Source organism: Enterococcus sp. 2G9_DIV0600 (genome assembly GCF_002140615.1).
GTDB lineage: Bacteria > Bacillota > Bacilli > Lactobacillales > Enterococcaceae > Enterococcus_D > Enterococcus_D innesii.
On the sequence record NZ_NGLL01000002.1, the window covers coordinates 566,501 to 568,842 of the forward strand.

At 28.4% G+C, this 2,342-nt stretch carries 2 protein-coding genes and 1 pseudogene; all 3 read left to right on the forward strand.

All coding sequences use genetic code 11. From position 1 onward, the window contains the following. Positions 1-199: pseudogene (locus A5870_RS17195) on the forward strand (hypothetical protein); the annotation flags it as partial. Positions 200-809: 610 nt separating this feature from the next. Further along, the gene (locus A5870_RS16200; RefSeq protein WP_086293952.1) at positions 810-1,856 is read left to right on the forward strand and encodes a nucleoid-associated protein; all 1,047 of its coding nucleotides are present in this window, start codon (positions 810-812) and stop codon (positions 1,854-1,856) included. 5 nt (positions 1,857-1,861) lie between these two features. Further along, a partial coding sequence (locus tag A5870_RS17430; protein ID WP_176277855.1) for a hypothetical protein occupies positions 1,862-2,342 on the forward strand: 481 nt, incomplete at its 3' end.

The window sequence follows — 2,342 nt, forward strand, 5'->3', positions numbered from 1 at the left end:
AGTATTAAATACTGATTCTACTAAAAAAATGATGGAGACAATCGGTCCGGCATTATCCGCTCAACGAGCAGTCATGAAAAACATTGATACTGAGGAGTTCAGACGAGCAACTGAGGGAATGAAGCAGTCTCTATCACCAAAGCAAGCATTGAAATCCGATTATAAAATTGCTGATGATATTGAAGATAGTAATAAATAGATAAAGAGTTCAGAGCTTTTTCCAATTAATAACCTATTAAAATAATTAGAGCGGTGACATAAAACTAGAAAAATATAATCTACTTTGTAAGAATCACGGAGGTAAATTTTGATACCTCAAATAACTTCTCTACCTGCTATTTTGGATACGATATTGGCTACGTTATCGATGATAGTACCTGATAATATACACTGTCAGTCTATAATAATTTGTCAAATGAATTACTTATATAAAGTCTATCCCTTTTCTCTGATCCCCAAAAGAGTTATTGGAAGGGTCTGTGGGGTAAGTATTAAAAATGAGCTAGATTCTTGGATACACATGGAGTCTAGCTTTTTTTGATGTGTTATTAAATCTTGAGATTTGAAATTAAGCATAAAAAAGTTTTTTTGATACACCTTAAGAAGTATTAAAGAATTGTGGAAGTTATTGCAGATGAAATAGACTAATTAATATTTCAAATAGATTTTATAAAAATGAACGAGTATAATATAGAGTTACTCATTTGTCTTCTAATCTTGTATGTATAATTGAATAAAAAAAAATAATGTGATATCATCAATTTGAAAGTGTATACATTTTTCTAAAAATACAATTAATGGGTGGTACAATGAATTTAACTGATAATTATAAAAAGGATCAAATAAGTCATGCTCGAATATATAAAATTAACAAATCAAGCGATGAAGTAACTAATATTGAAAATGTCCCAGGGAGTTTGAATACATATGCAAAAAATCTAATTGATGAGAACTTATCAAGAGACAATAGGAGAGAATTTATATTTACTCGAGAAAATGTCGAACCAAAAATTTTAATAGAAAAATTAAGATGTGCTATAATTGATGGGAATTTAGAAGAAGTGTTTGAAGACGTTTGTGATGAATTGTCAGAAAAATTAATTGAGTCTCAAAAAAGATATTCTGAAAGATATGCTATGGTAAACTTGAAAGAAGGTAATGTGATTTTTTATATAGAAAATGATTCCTTTTTAATTTCAAAAGTTGATCATATGGGGTACTTAAATGGGTTGACATATAATCGTGAAGTAGGATTACCAGATGAAAAGCCTAGTCAAAAAATTGCACATTTTCAATTTCTCGAAAATGATATAAGTATCATTTTGTCTGATTCAAATCCTGAAATTGCAAAATTTTGGTCGGAAGAGTTTTTAGACTTAAAACCTTTAAATACTAGTGGAAAAAATACTCTTAAAGCTTTTAATGCGATAGATAGCTTTATTGCAAGACATGTTACTAAAATTTCTAAAACAGATGGACTTGACCTTAGAAATAATCTTATTGGTTATTTTAGAACTAGTGAAAATTTTTCGGCAACTCAAGCAAAAGAGCATATATTTGGTGCTTTTAACCCCCAAAATGAGGAAATAGATATTGAAAATATAAAAGAAAAATATGAAAATAGATTTATTAAAAAAGAAAAATTAACTTTTGATACGCAATTTGATATTGACTCTTCTGTTATAAAATCAAGGATTGTCAAAACAATACCTCTTAGAAAAAATGTAGATTTAAAATTAAATGGTCATGTAGAAAATTTTAAGAGCGATGTTGAGGCTATAATGGATAGTCAGGGAAGATGTAAGCTCATAATAAATGATATTACGAGTGAAGCATACGAAAACTTTAAGAGGTAGCTAAAATGGAAATTTTCTGTGATCTGTTCTTAAATAAATCTCAGTCTGTTACTGAAGATTTTTCGAAATTTGAATCGGTTGTAGAATTTGATGAATTTTGTTATGAAGATATACTTTTGATTAAGAGTACTTTAGATAGTGTTCTTTCGAAAAGAGATAATTACACCGTTACCGCTCATGAATTTGATAATGAGAATTATGAAGTGGATTTATTGGATATTAAAGAGAAGGATGACTTTGACACCTTCTTTTTTTCTGATCACAAAAAAAATATAGCGGTTGAACTTAATATAACTAAATATGTAAAAGACGAATGTTTGTCAATTTATAGCTTTGAAGTGTTTGACTCTTCTTGTTCTAACCTTTCAGAGTATGAACTACTCAAAACTTTAAATGAATATATATTTTCTAAGGATTGCCGACATTTTGAAACTATAACAGATGTAAATAAGCATTTTTTTTCAAGCACTTTATATAGTATTGGTT